This is a genomic window from Bradyrhizobium sp. CCGB12, assembly GCF_024199845.1.
Classification (GTDB): Bacteria; Pseudomonadota; Alphaproteobacteria; order Rhizobiales; family Xanthobacteraceae; genus Bradyrhizobium.
Genome location: NZ_JANADO010000001.1, coordinates 902,417 through 921,927, shown reverse-complemented (window position 1 = coordinate 921,927; position 19,511 = coordinate 902,417). Strand labels below are relative to the sequence as shown.

Genomic DNA, 19,511 nt, shown 5'->3' with positions numbered 1-19,511 from the left:
CTCATCCCACGGGGTGACGGTTGAAGGCCGAGTAGCGGCCAGTGACATGATGCTCGAGCTGGCGCTCGATATCAGCGAGCAGGCTCGAGGCACCGATGCGGAACAGATCCGGCTCGAGCCAGTCGCGCCCCAATTCCTCCTTCATCAGGAATTGATAGGTGAGCACGTCCTTTGCCGTCGAGATTCCTCCGGCCGGCTTGAAGCCGATCTTGTAGCCGGTTCGCTCCTGATACGCGCGGATCATCCGCAGCATCGCAAGCGTCACGGGCAGCGTCGCGTTGACGCCTTCCTTGCCTGTGGAGGTCTTGATGAAATCAGCCCCCGCCATCATGCAGACCATCGATGCCTTGGCGACGTTGCGCAGAGTCTTGAGATCACCCGTGGCCAGAATCGTCTTCAGATGCGCGTTGCCGCAGGCCGCGCGAAAATCCCTGACCTCCGCGTAGAGCGCGCGCCAATCGCCGGTCAGCACGTGCTCGCGGGTAATGACGATGTCGATCTCCTGTGCACCGTCTTTGACTGACGCGTCGATCTCTTTCAGCTTCAGGTCGTGCGGTACGAGACCCGCTGGAAATCCGGTCGAGACCGCGGCAACCGGGATGCCGGATCCATCGAGCGCCTCGACCGCGGTCGCAACGAAACGGTGATAGACGCAGACCGCACCGGTGTGCAGGTGACGGTCGGCAAAGCCGAGCGAATCGAGGATGTCGCCCCGTACCGGCGCCTTCGCCTTGGCGCAAAGGCGCTTCACGCGCTCCGCGGTATCGTCCCCGTTGAGAGTCGTTAGGTCGATGCAGGTGATCGCTTTCAGAAGCCACGCCGCCTGCGCATCCTTCTTAACCGTTCGTCGGCCCGGCAAACTCGCAACGCGCCGCTCGGCAGCCGACAGATTGATCCTGATCTCATCGACCCAATCCATCTCGAGCGCGCGCCCGCTGTTGCGCGACGCCGGATGCGCACGCCCCTCGCCCCGGGCATGCGGCTGCACCGGCGCGGCGGACGAATTTTGTATCAAGACGCTCTGCGTCATCGAGGCACTGTCCGGTCCTAGCGAATCGGCGAGATCGCCAGATAGACTGAATGTGCCGATCGCAACATGTGAACCTCCCTGACCTTGCCCGTTAGACCTTGCCGCCCGCCGACGCTAAACCCATCGCCAGGAATCGGCCCCTGCCGCGGACTAAATGTTATTATTCCAACATTTCTTCGTTGATAAACTCACAACATTGTAGTTCATTGTCAATCGGATAAGCAGACTCGGCGAAAAAAATGGCTGAATCACCGAACTCACGACCAAGCGAGACACGCGTCCAACGCCTCCAACGGCTGCGTCGCGCCGTCGAGAGCAACGGCGCGCTGCACCTGAAGGACGCCGCCGAGCTTCTCGGGGTCTCCGAAATGACGGTGCGGCGCGACCTTGCAGGTCCTGAAGCCGCGCTTGCCTTGCTCGGCGGCTATGTCGTGAACGCGGCTTCGCCGACCGGGGTCAAGTACGCGTTCGAGCAGGAGATCGACCAGCACACCCAGGACAAGCGTCTCGCCTGCCGGTCCGCCGCTGCCTCGATCAAGGAAGGCGACACGATCTTCATCGACTGCGGAACCACGATGCAGTCGCTGGCGGACTGCCTGCCCGACGATCTGCCTCTCTCGGTGATCTGCTATTCGCTGAACGTGGCGTCGATCGTCACCCGGCGTCCGGCAACGCAGGTGATGCTGATGGGCGGGCTCTACCATCCCTCATCGCAGTCATTCTCGTCGGATGACGGCTTGTCCTATCTGCGGCGGCTCGGGATCAACAAGGCCTTCATATCCGCTGGCGGCCTGCATTGGACCCGCGGCGCCAGTTGCTCCAACTTTCATGAAGTCGCGATCAAGCAAGCCGTCATCGCCTCTGCGATGGAGAGCATCCTCGTGGTCGATGCCAGCAAGCTCGGCAGCCTCAAACCGGCATCCTTCTCGGACATCTCAGCGTTTTCGCGGATCATCGTCGGCGGGTCGGTGTCGTCAGAGATGCGCAAGCACTTCCGCAGCCTGCCCGTGGAGTATGTGACCAGCGCAACATGATGCGGACGAGGCTGCGCCTCGTCCGCGATGAAGTTTGCGCGGCGACGATAGGCGGCCGCTCGCGCGAGGCCGCGCATCGCCGGCCGAGATCAGTTGCAGGCGGGCTTCGCCTTGGTGCAGGCGTTGACCAGTTCCGGCGGCGGCTCCTTCTTGAACACCGTCTTGTAGGACTCCAGCACGTTCGACTGGGTCACCGGCAGGGACTGCACACCGATCCAGCCTGGCGTTTCCTTGCCGAGAAGCGCGTTCATCATGGCCATCGCCTCCGCGACGCCTTGATCATAGGGACGCTGCGAGCCGGTCGCCTTCAACGGCCCGCCCTTGGCGACCTCGATTGCGGATTGCAGGCCGAGGTCGACCGTCGTGACGGGAATGTCGATGCCTTGAGCCCGCATCGAGCTCAGCGTGTCCAGCGCCGGTTGGTCCCAAACGGCGAACAGTCCCTTGATGTCGGGATTGCCGGTGAGGAAGTCGCCTGCGATCTGCGACACCTTGGGCGGGTCGGTGAAATCGACCTGCTTCATCTTGATATCCGGCCGGTTCTTCGCCATCCACTCCCGAACGCCCTTGGTCCGCTCGTTGGTGCTGAAGTAATCGACGCCGAAATTGACCAGTCCGATCGTGCCGCCCTGTGCGACGCAGGACGCAAGGATTTGTGCTGCGATCTGGCCGTTGCCCTGGCTGTCCGCAGAGACCATCGCGGCATATTCCTCGGGGTGCTTCAGGCCGGTCGGAATGCTATCCATCAGCACCAGCTTGATGCCGGCCTTGGCGATCTTCTTGTAGGTTGGCGCGGTCGCGGTGAAATCGACCGGGATCGAGATGATGCCGTCCGGGTGCTGCTGGATGGTGTTCTCGATATCGGCGATCTGCTTGTCCACCTGATACTCGGCGGACGCCACGCCCGTCACCGTCACACCGTATTTCTTCAGCGTGTCGGTGATGCCCTGGATCTGCAGCTGCGACCAGTCGAGATTGACCGTCTGCATGGAGATGCCAACCTTGAAGTGGCGACCCCTTATCTTGGCAGCATCTGCTTCCGAAAGCGCGAGCACCTCCGGCGAAGCGGCCTTTTCGCCGTGGGGCCCTTGACCGACAATCGATTTCGGTCCGAGCGATGCAAGATCGACGCCCTTGACACAGGTCGCGGGCACTTCCGCGTGGGCCGAGGCAGCGATCGAAACGGCTGCCGCGGCGATGAGTGCGGTTAGCGGCAGGGTTTGTCGCAAGATTGGCTTCATGGTTTTCCTCCCGTTTTGGTCGCCGATTTGACCTGAGGCCAGCGACCTTGCCCCTATCAGCGTTTCGTAAAAGCGACGGCGGCGACGATGATTGCGCCCTTGATCACGAGCTGCATCGGCGAGCTGACGCCGAGCAGCACGAGGCCGTTGTTGAGCGTGCCGATGATCAGGCTACCGAACAGCGTCCCCAGGATGTAGCCGCGTCCACCGAACAGGCTGCAGCCGCCGAGGATCACTGCCGCAATGACGTCGAGCTCCATACCCTGCACGACATCGGGCCGCGCTGCATGCGATCGCGCCGACAGCACCAGCGCGGCAAGACCGGCCAGAACGCCGGTGAGGACAAAGGCCGATGTCGTCACCCATTTGGTGTTGATGCCGGAATAGAGTGCCGCAGTCGGATTGCCGCCGACGGCATAGATTCGCCGGCCGAAGACGTTGTAGTGCAGAAGCAGGATGCCTACGATCATCGCCGCGAACGTCCAGGCGATCGGCACCGGCATCCCCAAGAACGTGCCTTCGCCGAAGATCGCAAAATAGGTTTCGTTAGTGATGATGACCGGCTTGGTGTTAGTCACCATCATCGCCAGTCCCCGCGCCATGCTCAGCGTGCCGAGCGTCACCAGGAAGGACGGGATCGAGAGCTGTGTGGTCAGGATGCCGTTGAGCAGTCCCACCAGCGCGCCGGTTCCGAGCCCGGCCACGGCGCCGACGATCCAGCTGTTGTTGATGTGGCTCATCGCCAGGGCGGCCGCCATGCCCGACAACGCCAGTGTCGATGCAACGGAAAGATCGATCTGGCGCGCGACGATGACAAAGGTCATGCCCACCGCGATGATCGATACCAGCGTCGTCTGCCGACCGATGTTCAGAAAATTCTCGACCGACAGGAACCACGGCGAAGACAGGCTGAATACGACGAGTAGGATCACGAAGGCGATGTAGAGCATGTACGGTCGATCACCGCGCAACAGCTTTTGCAAGAGCTTGCGGCGGCGATCGGATGGCGTAGGCGTCGCGACGACGTTGGGGGCGATGAGATCGGTCATGCTGGCAGCTCTTGAAGTGCGCCTTTGTCGAATGCGTCCTGGCTTGATGCCTGGAACAACTGGAGCAGATGGTGCAGTTCCTCGGCATCGTCGATTTCGCCGCGCACCAGGGTTCTGGCGACGCGACCGTTGACGATCACGGAGATGCGGTCGCAGAGCTCGATCAACTCGACGAGGTCAGACGAGACGACGAGAACGCCGGCGCCGTCGCTGACGGCATGCCGGATCACTCCGTAGATCTCCTCGCGCGCACCGACGTCGACACCGACGGTGGGTTCGTCAAGAAGCAGCACAAGCGGCCTTGGATCGTTCCATTTTCCGAACACGACCTTCTGCTGGTTGCCGCCGGAAAGCGTCCTGACCAGGCTCGACGCCCCTTGCGCCTTCACCGCGAGCTTGCCGATTGCGGTTTCAGCGCGCCTGATAGCCGCACGTTGCTGCATCCAGCCCCACCGCGAGAAATAGGGCAGCCGCGACAGCGTGACGTTGCGCTCGATCGAATGATCAAGGACCAGGCCCTGCACATGACGATCTTCCGGCACCAGGGCGATCCCCTGATCGATCGCGTCCGCCGGGCTCTTCGGCAACCATCGCTTCCCGTCGATCTCGAACGTGCCGCTCTCGATCGGCCGGAGGCCGAACGCGGTCTCCAGAATCTCGGTGCGTCCGCTCCCGATCAATCCGGCGAGCCCGTGTATCTCACCTTTCATGACAGATAGGTCGACCGCGCGCAGCCGGTCGTTGGAGACGTTCGACAGCGACAGGACCGGAGACGAATTGAATGCGCGCGTTGCCTGCGGCCCGGCCCGCGACACCACCGGCGTCGATCGATCCGTCCCGACAATCGCGTTCACAAGGCGCTTCATGTCGGTGTCGGCGGTGACGAACGTACCGGCATTGGCGCCGTCGCGCAGCACGGTGACACGCTGCGCGATCTCGAAGACCTCGTTCAATCGATGGGTGACGTAGATCACGCCGACACCGCGGCGCGTCACCTTCCCGATCGCATCGAAGAGAATCCCGACCTCGTCCGACGTCAGCGAGGACGTTGGCTCATCGAGGATGAGCAGCCGCACGTCACCCATCAGCGCCTTTGCGATCTCGGTCATCTGCCGGTAGGCGAAAGGCAGCGACCCCACCGTCGCCTTGATGTCGAGGGGAATGCCAAGTTGCGTCAGGAACGCTCCGGCCTGCGCCATCAGCTCGCGCTTCCTGACAAACCCGAAGCGGGTTCGCGGCTCGCGGCCGAGCATCAGATTGTCGCCGACGTTGAGCGATTCAACGAGACTTAAATCCTGGTAGACGACGGCGATGCCCGCTTCGCGTGACTTCGCCGGGCTGTCGAACGCCACGCCCGCGCCCGCGATCTCGATCGCGCCGCTGTCAAGGGCATGAACGCCGCTGAGTATCTTGATCAGCGTGGATTTCCCGGCACCGTTCTCGCCGAGCAGCGCGTGCACCTCGCCGGCACGGACCTCGAGGTTCACGGCGCGCAGCGCACGCACGCCGCCAAAGCTCTTGCTGATGCCGTTGACCATCACAAGCGGTATCGGCGGTCGGGGCTGTGTTGCAACCGAACCAAACGGCTCCAAATTCTCCTCCCGCTCCGCACACCGCTGCTACGAAGGTGACATATTGTTATTATTACAACTTACTATGTTATAATTCTATCATACAAGGCCGGCTGTCAATGGGAGATAGTGCCCGGCGAACGTAGAGGATCGGGGCTAACAAGACTGAAGCGCGACACCTCCCCGCCGGGAGAAGGCCAGCAATCGCAAACCACTGTGAGCGGTACAGGTCGGTCCTTGGACGCGCGACCGCCCGTACTGTTCATGTCGTCAGACGTCGCGTCAGAGCGCGGCCAAAGTGAATGCGCTCAGCCGCCCGCGCATCACACCCGGAGCTGGTTCGAGGAAACCTCCAAGAGCGCTCGCGCCGCGACAAGCGGAAAGGGAATCTCCGCCAATCCCGGATTTGTGTCGGGGTTGGGACTTCAAGCGCCGCGAGCCAACCAGCCGGCAAATGCCGGTGTTCCGCTTTGATGGCGGCGGCGAATGCTATGCAACGCGCATGCGTATTAACTTATCAGCATGGGACTGAGTAACGCAGAGCCGTTCTCTTACATGGTTGGCGCCAAAGAATGGCCACCGCCCTCAAGCGTCGCGTGTCGCCGAGCCTTCTAGTCACCAGCGCTGTCAGTGTGTCACTCGTTCACTGGGCTGTGCCACTATCGCGCGACGAGAGGGACGTAATGCTCAAGGTCCGGATCTGGGAAATGCACGGTGCGGCCGAGTTCCGCTGAACGGTACAGCCCCATCAGCATTTCCATGACCCCCACACCATCGTCGAATGTTTCAGCAGGACTGACGGCGCGCCTGAACGCTTCGACCATGTGCCTGTTTTCGTCCGTGTAGCCATAGATGCCGGCTTCGTCCTCGACGACGGGCATCAGACCCTGCTCGGCATTCTGCTTTTCGATGAGGTCTTCACCTTCAGATCCGCTGAGTGTGCGGGCGAGGAAGACCTTGAGGCCGGTCGAGAGTGATGAGAACTCCATGGAGTATTCCGGCCCGAGCAATTCGAGCTGGATGCGCAGGCCGGCCCCGACATAGGCCCACGACGTGGTCGCTTCGATCAGGACCTGGTGCCCGTCCTTGTCTTCCATTGTCAAAATGCCGCGCGCGAAGTCTTCGACCGGACGACTTGCGAAATCGATTCCCATCCGCGCCTTGAGGTCGGCGGCGTAGCGCGGGTGCGTCCATTTGAGATTGGCCGTCGTTGCGCTGGCACTGACCAGCCGCAGGCTGTCGCGGCTTGCCCCGGGCGCCGTCAGCATGAAGCGCGCGACTTCGACCGAATGGCACATCATGTCGGAGAGCACGCCGCCGCCCTGCTTGTCGCCTTGCCAGAACCAGGGCTCGTGAGGTCCGGAGTGTTCCTCTGCGGCGCGGGCGAGATAGGGACGTCCGCTCCCCGGCACGGCACGCCGCCAGATGATGTCCTTGCCCCGCGTCACCGCGGTCGAGAACAACTGGTTCTCCAGATAGCCGTGCAGCAAGCCGGCATCCTCGACAAGGTTGCGCATCTCGCGTGCTTCCGCGAGTGTGCGCGCCAGCGGCTTTTCGCAGGCCACGGCGCGCAGCGGGGCGCCTGACTTCGTCACCCTATGAATCTCTCGCATGATATCGAGACGCGTATCGTTCGGCGTCAAAAGCCAGAGCGCATCGACCTCACCGGAGGTCGCCATCGCCTCGATGCTGTCGAATACACGCGCCGGTCCAAGCCCGAGACTGCGCGCTTTCTCCGCGATGCGCGTCCGCCGCTCGGCAGAGCGACTGTAGACGCCACCGATGCTGACGTTGCGCACGCCAAGCATCGACTGCAGGTGAAATGCGGCAATGAAGCCGCTTCCGACCAGCCCGACGCGCAACACCGGAAGTTCAGCGAGCTTCTGCATTTCAGAGACCTCCTCCAATGACGATCGCCGTCTTAGATCAATGCGCCCCTCTCCGCTGTCGACCCGGAATGGCCGCCAGCAGTGCCTGGGTATAGGGATGCTCGGGCCGGCTCAGCAATTCCGCCGTCGGCTTGATCTCGACGATCTCGCCATGCCGCATCACCGCGATCCGATCGCAGACCTGGGCCGCGACGTTGAGATCGTGCGTGATGAAAAGGACGGCCAGCCGCAGCTCTTTCTTCAATGTCTCGAGCAGCGCGAGCACCTGCGCCTGGACCGAGACATCGAGTGCGGACACCGGCTCGTCGGCCACGAGCACCTCCGGATCCAACGCTAGCGCGCGTGCAATACCGATCCGCTGGCGCTGCCCGCCAGAGAATTCATGCGGGTAGCGTTGCGCCGCGCCGGCGTCGAGCCCGACCAGTGCCAGCAATTGCCTGGCACGCGCAAACGCCTGCGATGCCGGGATGCCGTGCGCAATGGGTCCATCGGCGATGATTTGTCCGACGCGGCGACGTGGATTGAGCGAGGCGAACGGATCCTGGAACACCATTTGAATGTGCTTCCGGGCGGTGCGCAGGTCCGATCCACGGGCCTCGAAGAAGTTCAGCTCGCCGATGCGCACGACCCCAGCATCTGCGTCGGTGAGACGCATCACGAGCCGCCCGATCGTGCTCTTGCCCGAGCCCGACTCCCCGACCAGGCCGAGCGTCTCGCCGCGGCTGATCTCAAAGCTCACGCTCTTCACGGCGGCCACTTCTGTCGGCGGACTGAACCAGTCGTTGCTCTTGTAGGTCTTCACGAGCCCCAATGCCGCGCAGGCGGTCGGCGCATCCGCGTCCTGGCTTGGTGCCCGCGGAACCCCGCATGGCACCGCTGCGAGCAGCCGCTGCGTATAGGGATGCCATGGACGCTCAAGGACCTCCTCGACGGTCCCCTGCTCGACGACACGCCCCTTCTCCATGACTGCGACGCGGTCGGCGATGTCGGCAACAACGCCGAAATCGTGGGTGATGAACAACACCGCCATGCCACGCCGCTGCTGGATATCGCGGATCAGCCGAAGGATCTGCGCCTGCGTGGTGACATCGAGCGCCGTGGTCGGTTCGTCCGCCACCAAAATCGAGGGTTCGAGCGCCAGGGCCATTGCGATCATGGCGCGCTGACGCTGTCCGCCTGACAATTGATGCGGATAACTGCGAATGATGCGCTCCGGATCGCGCAAGCCGACCTCCTCGAGCAGTGCGCGTACACGCACCTCGCGTTCGGCTGTCGTCAGTTGGTTGTGCGCCTCGAAGGCTTCCGTAATCTGGTCGCCGATCCTGATCACCGGGTTGAGCGCCGTCATCGGTTCCTGGAAGATCATGGCGATCCGCTGGCCGCGCAGGTTCCGCCATTTTGCAGCGGAGAGATCACGCAAATCACGACCCTCGAACCGGATGCTCCCCGCAGTCCAGCGGATCTCCTTCGACAAGAGGCCCATCACCGCCGAGGCGCAGACCGATTTGCCGGAGCCGGATTCACCGACAACGCAAAGGATCTGCCGAGGGTGCAACGCAAGGGAGACGTCCTCGACGGCAAAGACGCGATCCGCACCTGACGGCAGCGCCAGCGTCAGGTGTTCGATGGATAGGATCGCCTCTGCCACCTCCTTCATGTCATCTGATCCGGCATTGTGTTTCCGCCCTTTCCCGTTCAGACCGCGAGCGCAATCCCGTCCTTGCGATGATCGGAGGCGCCGAACATGACGCCCCGGAATGTGTCGAGGTGCACGGCCTGACAGCCGCCGAGCGGCTCGTCCGCCCAGACGACGCGATGACCGCGTCCGATCAGATCGTCCGCGATGGAGGCGGGAATCGTCGGCTCAAGCGTCAGCACACCGTCGAAGGCAAAGCTTCGCGGCATGTCCGACGATTGCTGAACGTCGAGGCCGCGATCAAGCACACCGCTCAGGATCTGGATGTGGCCGGTGGCTTGATATTGTCCACCCATGACGCCAAAGGCCATGGTCGGCTTGCCGTCCTTGGCGAGCAGGCCCGGAATGATGGTGTGGAAAGGACGCTTGCGCGGCGCGATCGCATTGGGATGCCCCTCGACAAGCGAAAATCCCGCGCCGCGATTTTGCAGAAGCACGCCCGAACGCGGGGCGTAGATGCCGCTGCCGAAGGCGAAGAACAACGAATTGATCAAGGACAACATGTTACCGTCGCGATCCGCGACCGCCACGTAGGCCGTGTCGCGATGGACGGGCATGTCGAACACCGTCGGTTCGCTCGCGCGCTCCCGGCCGATGCGGGCTCGCAATACCGCAACTGTTCGCTCCGAGAGCAGCGCGTCGACGTCGAGCGGGCGGAACGCGGGGTCGGCGACCAGCGCGTCGCGCTGCCGGTAAGCCGCCTTGGTCGCCTCGGCGAGGAGATGGATGCGGTCGGCTTCGCTGAGTGCCGGGTCGGCTATGTCAAAGCCGGCAAGGATGCGGGCGATCAGCAGCGCCGCAACACCCTGCCCGTTGGGCGGACATTGCCAGATTTCATGACCACGGTAGTCGGCAGAAATCGGCGCAACGTAGTCGGATCGAGCGCGCGCCAGATCCTCGAGTTGCATCAAGCCACCCAGCGCCTTCAATGTCGCAACGATTTCGTCCGCAACGGCACCTTCGTAGAACGCGCTGCGCCCTTCGCGCGCAATCCGGCGCAGCGTCGCGCCGAGGGCAGGATGGCTGAGCCTGGCTCCGACGGTAGGCGCAGTTCCACCAGGCAGGTAAGCCGGAACGCCGGTCTGATGTCGCTCGAGGCGATTGGCATAGCGTGCCCAATCCAGCGCCGCGCGCGGGGTGACCACGAAGCCGGTCTCGGCTGCGCGGATCGCAGGAGCCAGAACCTCGTCCAAACCTTTCGAGCCGTAATCGGCAGAAAGCCGGCACCACGCATCGACAGCCCCCGGAACGGTGACAGCATGGGGCGAATCGTCGGGGATCGACGCCAGCCCCTGTTGCCGAAACCAGCCGAGGTCGGCCTTCAGCGGGGCCCTGCCAGAGCCGTTGACAGCCACAGGCTTTCCCGATGCCGGCGCGTAGATCGCAAAACAGTCACCGCCGATGCCGGTCATGTGCGGGTCGATAACGCCCTGGAGCGCAATGGCAGCAATCGCGGCATCAACTGCGTTGCCGCCGCCACGAAGCATCTCCACCGCGGCCAGTGCAACGGCGGGATGAGAGGCCGCGGCCATGCCGCGATCACCGACCGCCAGCGAACGTCCCGGCACCATGAAATCGCGCTGTCGCCAGCTCATGCCCGTCTCCGATCCTTCTTCTGGGGCCATGTGGCCAGTGCGGCGGCAGCCTGTTCATCGCAGATGATTTCGACGTTGCGGTGCAGCCGAAGCGCCGAGGCGGGACAAGCCGAGCCGATCGGGCCTTCAATTGCTGCTGCGACTGCGGCCGCCTTCTCCGATCCCGTTGCGATCAGAAGGATGTGCCGGGCTTCCAGGATTGTCGCGACGCCCATCGTGATCGCACGCCGCGGAACCGACGCGAGGTCCGAAAAGCCGCCCGCGTTTGCAATGCGCGTCGTCTCGTCGAGGCTGACCTCGCGGGTTCGCGAGGCGAAATTCGAGCCTGGCTCGTTGAAGCCGATGTGACCGTTTGCGCCGATGCCGAGCAGCAGTAAATCGATGCCGCCGCTGGCTGCGATCTGCTCCTCATAGGAAGCCGCCTCCGCCGCGACATCGTCAGCCATGCCATTGGGGATCCTGGCCCGTGCGGCTTCGATATCCACATGCTCCAACAGATGGTCCTGCATATAGCGATGGAAGCTTGCCGGAGACCCGGCGGCGACGCCGACATATTCATCGAGGTTGAAGCTGGTTACCTCGCGAAACGAGATGAGACCTGCGCGGTGAGCCGCAACAAGACGGGCATAGAGCGGCGTCATCGTCGCTCCCGTCGCAAGGCCAAGGGTGAGCGGCGACCGATTGCTCATCCATGCGATGATGCGCTCAGCCGCTCGTTCCGCAGCGGCAGCGGCGCTTCCGACAATCTCGACGCTTGGCGTGTACTCTTTCATGCCGCGAATTCAGCCGCCGCAAAGGGCAGCGCGAGAGGCCCCGACCCGCTGCCGATGCCGAACAGCGAACGGTGCACGAGGTCGATCGCGCTGCCGATCGCACCGATCAGCGTGGCGCGATTGCCGAGCGTGCTGAGCTCGATGCGAACCGGTTGGAGCATGCAGCGCTCCAGATAGTCGTCGATACGGTGCTTCAACTCGGGCCGCGCACCGATACTCCCGCCCAAAATGATGATTTCGGGGTCGAGCACACTGTGCACGGCAAGAATGGCGGTCGAGAGGATCCGGCCGATCTCATCGACCGTGATCCGGGCCGCTTCCTCGGTGTCCAGCCGATCGAAGACATCGCGCACGGTGTGGCCGGGCGCACCACCGAGCCCGGCATAGCGTTCGACGATGCCGGCGCTGCCGACGGCAGACTCCAGCGTGCCGTACCTCAGGCCACGCGCGTCATAGGGATCACCGCCGAGCGGCAGGTAAGCGATCTCGCCGGCAGCACCTCGCGCGCCGCGCACGAGGCTGCCATCCGAAAAGATACCCATGCCAATGCCGGTGCCGACTGCGATGAAGGCGAAGCTGCGTATCGTGCGGCTGCTGCCGCGCCAATGCTCCCCGATCGCGGCGAGATTGACGTCATTCTCGATGGCGACCTCGATTCCAAGTTGCTCGCGCAATGCCGCCTTCACGTCCAGGCTGTCGAGCCCGGGAATGTTGGGCGCGATGACGATGCTGCCCGATCCCGGATCGACCATGCCTGGACTTCCCATCACGCCACCGCGCAAGCGCAGTGCGGGGACATTGGCCTGCTGCAGCAACGCATCCTTCATGCGCCCGATCTGCGCGACAACGGCACGGCCGCCATCGCTTGACGTAGGTTCGATGCTCTCGGCAACGATCTTGCCGTGCAGATCCGCCAGCGCGACATGCAGTTTCGTGCCGCCGAGGTCGATGCCCAGCACAAAGGCAGCGTCCGGCCGAAGCGCATAGGTCACCGCGCTTCGTCCGACGTTGCCCTGGGTTTGCCCGTCCTCGTGCACCCAGCCTTCGCGCTCGAGATCGCGCATCACTTCCGAGATGGTCTGTTTGGACAGGCCCGTGCTGCGCGCGATTTCAGCGCGCGATACCGAGCGGTCGCGCAGCAAACGCTCAACTACAAGACGCACGGATTGCTGTCGCGCAACGGGAGAAGACGGGGCGTCCTGCATAAACCTATCCAATTAGTCCACCTTCAGAACTAAATCGTCCGACGCGGTGCTCGTCAAGGGTGTTCTCTGATGATTTCCTACGTTGCAACGCAATGGCTAGAGGATTTATTGCAGGAATAGGGTTCCATTTGTTCGTTATATTTACAAATGTGGCCCGCCATGCTTGTCTTCCCGCTCGGAAGCAGAGCCTAGGGACGAAAGGACCTCCGAAATGAAACGGATCGGAATCGCGCTGGCGGCATTTTTCACGATTGCGTCGAGCCTGACCTCGGCTAACGCGGCAACGCTGCGGGTCGGCCTTCAGGACGATCCCGATGCGCTCGATCCGGCGCTCAGCGGCACCTACACCGGACGCTTCGTGTTCGCGGCACTCTGCGACAAGCTCGTTGATATCTCGCCTGACCTCAAGATCGTGCCGCAACTCGCGGAATCCTGGGAGTGGGCCGCGGACGGCAAGTCGATCACGTTCACGTTGCGTAACAACGTCACCTTTCACGACGGCACCCCATTCGATGCCACCGCAGTCAAGTTCAATATCGAGCGCATGAAGACGATGCCGGATTCGAAGCGCAAGGCCGAGCTTGCGCCGATCCAAAGCGTCGAGGCGCTCGCGGCCGACAAGGTGAAATTCAATCTGTCGGAGCCGTTCGTTCCGCTGCTTGCCAATCTCAGCGATCGCGCCGGCATGATGGTTTCGCCCAAGGCCGCCGCGGAAAAGGCTGGCGAGTTTGCAGCCGCCCCGGTCTGTGCCGGGCCCTATCAATTCGTTGAGCGCAAATCGCGCGACCTCATTCGCCTCAAGAAATATCCGGGTTACTGGAACGCCGGACAGATCGGCTATGACGAGGTCGTCTACTTCTATGTCCCGGATTCAACGGTACGATTGTCGCGGGTCCGGGCCGGCGACCTCGACCTCGCGGAACGTATCGCACCGACCGACCTCAAGACGGTGCGCGACGACCCAAATCTTAAGCTGCACTCCGGCAAGGGACTTGCCGTTTCGCATCTGATGTTCAACGTCGGCGCAGGCGCGAAGGCCGATACGCCACTGGGCAAGAACCCAACGCTGCGCCAGGCCTTTGAACTCGCGATCGATCGCAACGTCATCAATAAAGTCGCCTTCAACGGCGAGTTCCTGGCGGACAACCAGATGATCCCGCCCTCCTCTCCCTTCTACGACAGCGCGCACAAGGCCCCCGCTCGCGACGTCGCCAAGGCGAAGGCGATGATTGCCGCCGCCGGCATGACCCGGGTCCCGATGGAGCTCCAGTTCGAGAACACCGCCGGCGATTCCCGGGTCGCGCAGATCATCCAGTCGATGGCGGGTGAAGCCGGCTTTGACGTCAAGCTGTTGCCGATGGAAACCGCCACGGCCATCGAGCGCTACATGAACGGCAACTTCGAAGCCTATATCGGCAACTGGAGCGGCCGCGCGGATCCGGACCCGACGCTGGTCGCCTTTTTCAGCTGCGCAGGCTCGCAGAACGTCAACAAGTACTGCAACAAGGATCTCGATGTGATGCTGAATCAAGCGCGGGCCGAAGCCGACGAGACCAAGCGCAGGGCGCTCTACGCCAAGGTCACTGACGTATATCTCGGCAATCTGTCATCGATTCCGCTTTATCACCCGAACTGGTTCTTCGCGGCTCGCAAATCAGTCGATGGCATCGTGATGGTCCCCGACGGCCTGCTTCGGCTGGTTGGCGTCAAGCCGGCGAATTGATGCGCCGGGCGCTACGCATGCAGCACCTCAGCCGCGTGAGCCATAGTTCGCGTCGATGAAGACTCTGCTTCTTCGACGCCTCGCCGTCTCGTTGCCGACCCTATTGCTGGTGTCGATGATGGTCTTCGGGTTGCAGAAGCTGCTGCCCGGAGATCCCGCGCTGGCACTGGCCGGCGAGGAGCATAATCCAGAAGTCGTGGAGTACCTTCGGCAGAAGTACCGCTTCAACGACCCAATCCCCGTGCAATACGCCTTCTGGCTCAAATCCGTGATCCAGGGTGATTTCGGCACGTCAGTGCGGACCCGCTTGCCGATCGGCAAAATGCTGGTTGAGAAGCTGCCGGTGACGATTGAGCTTGCGACCCTATCGATGCTGGTCGCGCTGGTCATCGGGTTGCCGATCGGGATTTTTGCCGCGTTGTGGCGCGGGACACCGCTCGACTACGGCGCAAGCATGTTCGGACTGGCCGGACTTTCCATTCCGCACTTCTGGCTGGGTATCATGCTCATCCTCCTGTTCTCCGTGAATCTCGGCTGGCTGCCCGCAGGAGGTTTTGTCCCGCCTTCCGAAAGCGTGGGACGAAACCTGCTGACGATGCTGATGCCTGCGCTGGTGCTCGGCACGGGAACTGCTGCCATCATGATGCGCCATGTCCGCAGCGCAATGATCCAGGCGATGAAGCAGGACTATGTGCGCACCGCGCGCGCCAAGGGCGTCCGCGAAGGCACCATCGTGCTGCGCCACGCATTACCGAACGCGCTGATCCCGGTCGTCACGCTCGGCACGCTTCAATTCGGCGAGCTGCTGGCCGGAGCGGTGCTGACCGAACAGGTCTTTTCGATCCCCGGCTTTGGCAAGATGGTCGTTGATGGCGTGTTCAGCCGCGACTACGCCGTGGTCCAGGCCGTCGTGCTCTGCACGGCAGCCATCTTTCTGCTCATGAGCCTGATTGCCGACCTGGCTTATGCCGCGCTCAATCCGAGGCTGCGGTCATGAGCACAATTGAGACCGCGCCGCGGGCACATGGGCAGGGCCGCTCAGAGCTTCGCCGCTTGCTTCATGAACCTTCTGCGATCATCGGCGGCGCGATCATTTTGTTCTTTGTCGTACTGGCGGTGTTTGCCACCTACCTCGCGCCCTATGATCCGAACGCACCGGACTGGATGGCTGTTCGTGCGGCGCCCAGTGCGGCGCATTGGTTTGGTACGGACGATCTCGGTCGAGACGTACTTTCGCGTGTTATCTTCGGCACCCAAGCCTCTCTTGCGGCGGGCATGATTTCAGTAACCGTCGCGGTCTTTGTTGGCCTCCCCCTCGGTCTCGTCGCCGGCTATTTCGGCGGTCTCGCCGACATGGTGATCTCGCGCCTCGCTGATGCCCTCCTCGCTTGCCCCTTCCTCATACTAGCGATTGCACTGGCGGCGTTTCTTGGCCCTAGCCTCGAAAATGCGATGATCGCGATAGGTATTTCTGCGGTCCCTGTCTTTGTCCGCGTCGCACGTGCCGAAACGTTAGTAGTTCGCACGGAGGATTATATCGCGGCGGCCCGCTCCCAAGGGCTCGGTCATTTCGCCATCCTAGCTGGACAAGTTCTGCCAAATGTACTGGCACCGACCATCGTGCAGGCGACGCTCACCATGGCAATTGCGGTTCTGGCTGAAGCGAGCCTCGCATTTCTTGGTCTTGGTCAGTTGCCACCTGCGCCATCCTGGGGCGCCATGCTCGATGTAGCCAGGCAGTTCCTCGGCGAGGCGCCATGGATGGCTTTCTGGCCCGGCCTCGCAATCATCGCTCTCGTGATCGGCTTCAACCTCATCGGTGATGGTCTGAATAGTGCTCTCAATCCCCGGCACTAGAAAGAGACGCCTGGATGCCGGGACCACAATTGGGTGCTCCTGGCAATTACGGCAGATTGTCCCGCAGAAAAATGTCGATGCGGATACGTTCCTGGTCGGGGCTGATCGGCTCAGCCGAACAATGTGCGAGCAGGACACGCGCCGCAGACCGCGCCTCGTGGCCGGGATCCTGGTTGATGATCGCATCAAGCGTGCCGCGGACCAGAAATCGCCGCGTGTACTGAGTCAGCTCATGGGTGATCCAGACTACCTCGCGGGCGCGGCCGGAGGCCTCGAGCGCATCGGCGATCCCGCGGTTTCCGGCGCCGCAGCAGTATATGCCGCGGAGATCGGCATGACGAGCGAGCAGCGCAGCGGTGAGCTCCCGCGTGCACTCGCTGTTGTCGCGGCCTTCGCTGACCGGTAGCGCGAGCAGGTTCGGATACTCGCTGGACAGGATCTGGTGGAAGCCGAACTGCCGCTCGGTGTGATCGCGCAGCGACAACGATCCCGCGATCACGGCGACCGTCCCCTCGCAACCGGCAAGGAAACGCCCCATCAGCGTCGCCGCGGTCCGCCCCGCGGCCGGGTTGTCGATACCGACATAGTGCAGGCGCCGTGAGCTCGGCGCGTCCGACACAAGGGTCACCACCGCGACCCCGCGCGCGGCGAGCTCGTCGATCGCGGCGCGCACCCTTGGATGATCGAGCGCAACGACGGCGACGCCCTGATAGGCCGGCGACAAACTCTCCAGCGCGCCAGCGAGCACGTCCGGATCGAACACGTCGACATGCAGGATGTCGATGAAGCCGCGCTGGCCTGCAAGCCAGTCCGCGGCGCGCTCGACCTGTTCGGTCAGATTGGTCATGAAGCTGTTGCTGCCGGTCGGCAGCACGAAGGCGAAGCGAAAACTCTGCCCGCGCGCGAGCCGTGCGGCCGCGGCGTCGGCGCGGTAGCCGAGCTTGGCGACGGCGGCCTCCACACGTGCGACGGTCTTGGCGCGCACGCCCTCGCGCCGGTTGACGACCCGATCGACCGTGGCGAGCGAAACGCCCGCCGCACGCGCCACGTCCTCGAGCGTGGCGCGGATCGCCGGCTGCGTCGCACCAGTAGTCATTCGCGCGCCGCCCACAGCATGCCGCGGGTCATCAACGTTCGGATCTCCGGTACGTCGAGCTCGTAGGCGCGGTGGCCGAGCGAGGAGTAGAAGACTTTGCCGGCGCCGTAGCGCTTCTTCCAGACCACGGGCATCACCACGCCATCGATCCATGGCGCGTGCTCACCGGTGAAGGTCGTCGTCGCCAACACCTCAATGGCGGGGTCGATATGCATGTAATATTGCTCGGAACGATGCTCGAAGCTTTTCAGGCCCTCCATGATGGGATCGTCCGGCCTGGTCACGTCGACCTTGTAATCGATGATGTTGCCGGGATGCGCAACCCACTGCCCACCACACAGGAACTGGTAGTCCACAGAATCGCGGAATGCATCGCACATGCCGCCATGGTGGCCGGCGAGCCCAACGCCGCGCCTTACCGCCGCGCAGAGATTGAGCGCGTCCGCCTTCTCAATCTTCGACATGGTGTAGATCGGGATGATCAACGAAAGATCATGGATGGCCGGATCGCCGAACGCCTCTGTCGTCGTTTCGATCCGGACCTCGAAGCCTTCCGCCTTGAGCCAGCCGCGGATCATCGACGCACAGAGATCGGGATCATGTCCCGGCCAGCCGCCCCATACAATCATTGCCTTGCGCATGGTCATTCCCTCAGTCGATCTGTCCGGTTTCACGTCCGGCCGGCAGCATCGCCGGCCGCTCGACGCGGTTCTCGATCTTGACGCGCCGCCCCTCGTCGGCGGAGATCTGGAACGCCTCCATCACCTCCAGCACATGGAAAGCGAGCGCGCCGGAGGCACGATGCGCCCGGTTGTTCAGGATCGCGGAGGCCATGTCGGCGACGCCGATGGAACGGAATTCGCCTTCGACATGACCGTGAGTGAGCGGCACCGCCTCCCATTCGCCGCCGGTCTTCGCGACCTGTACCTCGCCGCCGAAGCGGTTCGGATCAGGCACCAGCATGCTGCCCTTGTCGCCATAGATCTCGATCGGCGCGTGCCGATGCTTCGGGACATCGAAGCTCATCGCGATCGAGACAACCGCCCCGCTCTCGAATTCGAGCGTACCCGCAACATGAGTCGGAACCTCGACCGGGATCAGCGCGCCGTTCATCGGCTGGCTGGTGACCAGGCGCTCGGATCTCGGACGCGCGCTCGAGCCCATCACGCTCACGACCGGGCCAAGCAGCTGCACGAGGTCGGTGATGTAGTACGGGCCCATGTCGAGCATCGGCCCGCCGCCGCGCAGATAGTAAAATCCGGGCGCCGGATGCCAGCGCTCATGCCCGGGGCAGCCGAAGAAAGCGCTGCCCGCTACCGGCGTGCCGATCGCGCCGTCGTCGATCAGCTTGCGCGCGGTCTGGTGCCCACCGCCGAGGAAAGTGTCGGGCGCGCAGCCGACGCGAAGGCCCTTCTGCGCGGCGAGCTCCATCACCTTGCGGGCCTCCGCGACGTTGATGCCGAGCGGTTTCTCGGAGTGAACATGCTTGCCGGCGTTCAGTACCGCGAGGCTGACATCAGTGTGGGCGAGCGGGACAGTGAGATTGATGACGATCTCGACGTCGTCGCGCTTCAGCAATTGATCGACCCGCATCGCCGGCAGTCCGAAGGCAGCGCCCTGACGCTCCGCAGCATCGCTGCGCATATCGGCGAGCGCCTTGATCTCCATGACCGGGAAGCGCTGGGCCGCCTTCAGATAGGCGGTACTAATATTTCCGCAGCCGATGATTCCGATGCCGACTTTTCTCATTTT

Annotated in this window: 16 protein-coding genes; 4 read left to right on the top strand and 12 right to left on the bottom strand. The window is 63.0% G+C overall.

Annotated features, from left to right (window positions below):
- Nucleotide 1: 1 nt before the first annotated feature.
- Nucleotides 2–919 carry a deoxyribose-phosphate aldolase gene (deoC, locus tag NLM27_RS04275; RefSeq protein WP_254148746.1) on the bottom strand — a complete coding sequence of 306 codons (918 nt, stop codon included), beginning with the start codon at nucleotides 917–919 and terminating at the stop codon, nucleotides 2–4.
- Between the two features lie 350 nt (nucleotides 920–1,269).
- Here deoC and NLM27_RS04270 point away from each other — a divergent pair, with 350 nt between their 5' ends.
- Nucleotides 1,270–2,064: a DeoR/GlpR family DNA-binding transcription regulator gene (locus NLM27_RS04270; RefSeq protein WP_254142158.1), complete on the top strand. Its 795-nt coding sequence runs from the start codon at nucleotides 1,270–1,272 to the stop codon at nucleotides 2,062–2,064.
- An 89-nt stretch (nucleotides 2,065–2,153) separates the two neighbouring features.
- On the opposite strand, the gene NLM27_RS04265 is transcribed toward NLM27_RS04270, so the two are convergent.
- The 8 genes from NLM27_RS04265 to NLM27_RS04230 all read right to left on the bottom strand — a co-directional run bounded on the left by NLM27_RS04265 (nucleotide 2,154) and on the right by NLM27_RS04230 (nucleotide 13,041).
- Nucleotides 2,154–3,305 (bottom strand): substrate-binding domain-containing protein, encoded by a 1,152-nt coding sequence (locus NLM27_RS04265; RefSeq protein WP_254142157.1) that lies wholly within the window; start codon nucleotides 3,303–3,305, stop codon nucleotides 2,154–2,156.
- Between the two features lie 56 nt (nucleotides 3,306–3,361).
- The gene (locus NLM27_RS04260) at nucleotides 3,362–4,354 is read right to left on the bottom strand and encodes an ABC transporter permease (RefSeq protein WP_254142156.1); all 993 of its coding nucleotides are present in this window, start codon (nucleotides 4,352–4,354) and stop codon (nucleotides 3,362–3,364) included.
- Nucleotides 4,351–5,892, bottom strand: a complete 1,542-nt coding sequence (locus tag NLM27_RS04255) for a sugar ABC transporter ATP-binding protein (protein WP_254142155.1) — start codon at nucleotides 5,890–5,892, stop codon at nucleotides 4,351–4,353. Before NLM27_RS04255 ends, NLM27_RS04260 begins: the two co-directional genes overlap by 4 nt.
- Nucleotides 5,893–6,584: 692 nt before the next feature.
- A complete protein-coding gene (locus NLM27_RS04250; RefSeq protein WP_254142154.1) occupies nucleotides 6,585–7,814 on the bottom strand; it encodes a Gfo/Idh/MocA family protein in 1,230 nt (409 codons plus the stop codon).
- A 37-nt stretch (nucleotides 7,815–7,851) separates the two neighbouring features.
- Nucleotides 7,852–9,471 (bottom strand): ABC transporter ATP-binding protein, encoded by a 1,620-nt coding sequence (locus NLM27_RS04245; RefSeq protein WP_254142153.1) that lies wholly within the window; start codon nucleotides 9,469–9,471, stop codon nucleotides 7,852–7,854.
- Nucleotides 9,472–9,509: 38 nt separating this feature from the next.
- On the bottom strand, nucleotides 9,510–11,105 hold the full coding sequence (locus tag NLM27_RS04240; RefSeq protein ID WP_254142152.1) for a gamma-glutamyltransferase family protein: 1,596 nt from the start codon (nucleotides 11,103–11,105) through the stop codon (nucleotides 9,510–9,512).
- Nucleotides 11,102–11,878, bottom strand: a complete 777-nt coding sequence (nagB, locus tag NLM27_RS04235) for a glucosamine-6-phosphate deaminase (protein WP_254142151.1) — start codon at nucleotides 11,876–11,878, stop codon at nucleotides 11,102–11,104. Before nagB ends, NLM27_RS04240 begins: the two co-directional genes overlap by 4 nt.
- The gene (locus NLM27_RS04230) at nucleotides 11,875–13,041 is read right to left on the bottom strand and encodes an ROK family protein (protein ID WP_254142150.1); all 1,167 of its coding nucleotides are present in this window, start codon (nucleotides 13,039–13,041) and stop codon (nucleotides 11,875–11,877) included. Before NLM27_RS04230 ends, nagB begins: the two co-directional genes overlap by 4 nt.
- A 253-nt stretch (nucleotides 13,042–13,294) precedes the next feature.
- Between NLM27_RS04230 and NLM27_RS04225 the strand changes: the two genes are divergently transcribed.
- The 3 genes from NLM27_RS04225 to NLM27_RS04215 are packed head-to-tail and all read left to right on the top strand — an operon-like array spanning nucleotide 13,295 to nucleotide 16,663.
- Nucleotides 13,295–14,806: an ABC transporter substrate-binding protein gene (locus NLM27_RS04225; RefSeq protein WP_254142149.1), complete on the top strand. Its 1,512-nt coding sequence runs from the start codon at nucleotides 13,295–13,297 to the stop codon at nucleotides 14,804–14,806.
- Between the two features lie 55 nt (nucleotides 14,807–14,861).
- Entirely contained in the window at nucleotides 14,862–15,803 is a 942-nt protein-coding gene (locus NLM27_RS04220; RefSeq protein WP_254142148.1) for an ABC transporter permease, read from the top strand.
- Nucleotides 15,800–16,663 carry an ABC transporter permease gene (locus NLM27_RS04215; protein WP_254142147.1) on the top strand — a complete coding sequence of 288 codons (864 nt, stop codon included), beginning with the start codon at nucleotides 15,800–15,802 and terminating at the stop codon, nucleotides 16,661–16,663. The genes NLM27_RS04220 and NLM27_RS04215 overlap by 4 nt, the downstream gene beginning before the upstream one ends.
- Before the next feature lie 46 nt (nucleotides 16,664–16,709).
- Here NLM27_RS04215 and NLM27_RS04210 read toward each other — a convergent pair whose 3' ends face one another.
- From NLM27_RS04210 to NLM27_RS04200, 3 genes are read right to left on the bottom strand one after another with little or no spacing between them, the layout of a single operon-like run.
- Nucleotides 16,710–17,759: a LacI family DNA-binding transcriptional regulator gene (locus NLM27_RS04210; RefSeq protein WP_254142146.1), complete on the bottom strand. Its 1,050-nt coding sequence runs from the start codon at nucleotides 17,757–17,759 to the stop codon at nucleotides 16,710–16,712.
- Nucleotides 17,756–18,400 carry a ThuA domain-containing protein gene (locus NLM27_RS04205; RefSeq protein WP_254142145.1) on the bottom strand — a complete coding sequence of 215 codons (645 nt, stop codon included), beginning with the start codon at nucleotides 18,398–18,400 and terminating at the stop codon, nucleotides 17,756–17,758. The genes NLM27_RS04210 and NLM27_RS04205 overlap by 4 nt, the downstream gene beginning before the upstream one ends.
- Before the next feature lie 10 nt (nucleotides 18,401–18,410).
- Nucleotides 18,411–19,508 carry a Gfo/Idh/MocA family protein gene (locus NLM27_RS04200; protein WP_254142144.1) on the bottom strand — a complete coding sequence of 366 codons (1,098 nt, stop codon included), beginning with the start codon at nucleotides 19,506–19,508 and terminating at the stop codon, nucleotides 18,411–18,413.
- Nucleotides 19,509–19,511: the final 3 nt, after the last annotated feature.